4 protein-coding genes are annotated in these 2,938 nt (G+C 63.1%); all 4 read right to left on the bottom strand.

All coding sequences use genetic code 11. From position 1 onward, the window contains the following. On the bottom strand, positions 1–454 hold a 454-nt coding region (locus tag DBR12_RS07660), incomplete at its 3' end, for an SURF1 family protein (protein WP_304529310.1). Continuing rightward, complete coding sequence (gene cyoD / locus DBR12_RS07665; protein WP_108616708.1) at positions 454–879, bottom strand: cytochrome o ubiquinol oxidase subunit IV; 426 nt, start codon at positions 877–879, stop codon at positions 454–456. The genes cyoD and DBR12_RS07660, both read right to left, overlap by 1 nt. Then, a complete protein-coding gene (cyoC, locus tag DBR12_RS07670; protein ID WP_063462836.1) occupies positions 880–1,524 on the bottom strand; it encodes a cytochrome o ubiquinol oxidase subunit III in 645 nt (214 codons plus the stop codon). It lies immediately after the preceding gene. Further along, the coding region (locus DBR12_RS07675) for a cbb3-type cytochrome c oxidase subunit I (protein WP_108616709.1) at positions 1,517–2,938 on the bottom strand (1,422 nt) is incomplete at its 5' end. The genes cyoC and DBR12_RS07675, both read right to left, overlap by 8 nt.

Below are 2,938 nucleotides of genomic sequence, written 5' to 3' on the forward strand. Positions count from 1 at the left end.
CTGTGGGCCTGCCCCCCCACACACAATGGCCCGAGGTGAACGCGGCCAGCCACTGGGTGCGCTGCTCCTGCGGCACAAACCCCCGGTTCACCAGCACCTGCGCGCCATCGGCCAGTTGCAGGGGCGTCATCACCCAGAAGCCAGAACCCAGCTCAGTGAGGGCCTGGGTGAGCACGGTTTTCTCGGGCAGCCACTGGCCCTGCACGCTGACGGGCAGGTATTCGTGGCTGGCCGCGTTCACCTCGGGCCATTGTGTGTGGGGGGGCAGGCCCACAGGGGCCGCGTGCACCCGCTGCTCCACGCGCTCGATCAGTGTGAGTTTCCAGGCGCGGCGCTGCACCTGCCAGGTGCCCAGCGTGATAAAGCCCAAAAACAAGGCGATGCCCACGATTGCGAGCACCGCCTGGCGAAGCCGCCAGGCCTGGCGGCCTGGGGCTGTGGGGTGGGATGGCATCAGGGCGTCGATTGGCTCGGCGCCTCTTGCGTTGCGGGCGTGGGGTGAGCGGGCATCATGTTGGCATTCATGTGGAACATCACCCACAGGGTGCCAGCGATGGCGATCGCCACAAAGACCACGGTGAAGATCGTGGACAGCATGGTCCAGCCACCCTCTACTTTGCCGTTCATGTGCAGGAAGTACACCATGTGCACCAGGATCTGCACCACGGCGAAGGCGCCCAGCACCAGCACGGCGGTGTTGCGATCAGAGATCACCTTGGCCATGACCAGCCAGAACGGGATGGCCGTGAGGATGACTGACAGCACAAAGCCAATCGTGTAGTCGCGCAGGCTGCTGTGGGGGCCCACGTCGCCATCGTGGTCGCCATGGCCGTGGTTGTGGTCATGTCCGGCATGTGCCTTGTGTTGTGCGGCGCTCATTCAAAGCACTCCCATCAGGTAAACAAAGGTGAAGACGCCAATCCAGACCACGTCCAGAAAGTGCCAGAACATGGACAGGCACATCAGGCGGCGTTTGTTCTCGTGGATCAGGCCATGCTTGCCGATCTGCACCATCAGCACCACCAGCCAGATCAGGCCGAAGGTCACGTGCAGGCCGTGGGTGCCCACCAGAGTGAAGAAGGCCGACAGGAAAGCGCTGCGCTGGGGGGTGGCGCCCTGGTGGATCAGGTGGGCAAATTCATAGAGTTCGAGGCCCAGGAAACACAGGCCGAAAAACCCCGTGACCGCCAGCCACACCAGCGTGCCTTTCACGTCGTTCTGCTGCTTGCGCAGCATGGCAAAGCCGAAGGTGATGGACGACAGCAGCAGGAAGGCCGTGTTGATGGCCACCAGCGTCAGGTCGAACAGCTGTGCGCCCGTGGGGCCCGCCGCATAGCTGCGGCCCAGCACGCCATAGGTGGCAAACAGGGCGGCGAAGATGAGGCAGTCGCTCATCAGGTAGAGCCAGAAGCCCAGGGCCGTGCCGTTTTCAGGGTGAGGCTCGTGCGCGGGGTGGTATTGGCGCAGCGGCAGGGCTGCGCTTGCGGCGCCTGCCGCGCCAGGGGTGTAACGGATATCAGACATGGCTGGCGCGCAGTTGTTGGGTGCGGAGGTTTTCCGTCTCTGTCACTTCAGAGGCAGGAATGTAGAAGTCGCGCTTGTAGTTGAAGGTGTGGATGATCGACGCCAGGATCACACCGACGAACGACACACCGGCCAGCAGCCACATGTGCCAGATCAGCGCAAAACCCAGCACCAGCGACAGCGCCGAGATGACCGCACCCGAGCCGGTGTTGGCGGGCATGTGGATGGGCGCAAAGCCGGTGAGCGGGCGCTGGTAGCCGTGTTTCTTCATGTCCCACCAGGCGTCGATTTCATGCACCACGGGTGTGAAGGCGAAGTTGTAGTTGGGCGGAGGCGACGAGGTGGCCCATTCCAGCGTGCGGGCGTCCCAGGGGTCGCCAGTCACGTCGCGCAGCTGGTCGCGCTTGAGGTAGCTCACCACCAGCTGGATCAGGAAGCAGGCAATGCCTGCCGCAATCATCGCGGCGCCGATGGCGGCGATCACAAACCAGATCTGCAGCGAGGGGTCTTCAAAGTGGTTGGCACGGCGCGTGACGCCCATCAGGCCCAGCACATACAGCGGGCCGAACGCCACCCAGAAGCCCACCACCCACAGCCAGAAGGAGCGCACGCCCCAGGTGCGGTCGAGCTTATAGCCAAAGGCCTTGGGGTACCAGTAGTTGATGCCGGCGAACAGGCCGAACAGCACGCCGCCGATGATCACGTTGTGGAAGTGGGCGATCAGGAACAGGCTGTTGTGCAGCACGAAGTCGGCCGGTGGCACGGCCAGCAGCACGCCGGTCATGCCGCCGATGGCAAATGTCACCATGAAGGCCACGGTCCACATCATGGGCAGCTCGAAGCGGATGCGGCCCTTGTACATGGTGAACAGCCAGTTGAAGATCTTCGCGCCCGTGGGGATCGAGATGATCATCGTGGTGATGCCAAAGAACGTGTTCACGCTGGCGCCCGAACCCATGGTGAAGAAGTGATGCAGCCACACCAGGTACGACAGGATGGTGATCACCACCGTGGCGTAGACCATGGAGGTATAGCCAAACAGGCGCTTCTTGCAGAACGTGGCCACCACTTCGGAGAAGATGCCGAAGCAAGGCAGGATCAGGATGTAGACCTCGGGGTGGCCCCAGATCCAGATCAGGTTCACGTACAGCATGGGGTTGCCGCCCAGGTCGTTCGTGAAGAAGTTGGTGCCCGCATAGCGGTCCAGCGACATCAGCACCAGGGCGGCCGTCAACACGGGGAAGGACGCCACGATGAGCGCGTTGGTGCACAGGGCCGTCCAGGTGAAGACGGGCATGCGCATCAGGTTCATGCCGGGGGCGCGCATCTTGATGATGGTGACGATCAGGTTGATGCCCGACAGCGTCGTGCCCACCCCCGCGATCTGAAGCGCCCAGATGTAGTAGTCCAGCCC

This window comes from Acidovorax sp. HMWF029 (genome assembly GCF_003060895.1).
Taxonomy (GTDB): Bacteria; Pseudomonadota; Gammaproteobacteria; order Burkholderiales; family Burkholderiaceae_C; genus Acidovorax.

Excerpts from the sequence above, each read along its gene's own strand:
- cyoD (WP_108616708.1), bottom strand. The coding sequence starts at position 879 with ATGAGCGCCGCACAACACAAGGCACATGCCGGACATGACCACAACCAC.
- cyoC (WP_063462836.1), bottom strand. The coding sequence starts at position 1,524 with ATGTCTGATATCCGTTACACCCCTGGCGCGGCAGGCGCCGCAAGCGCA.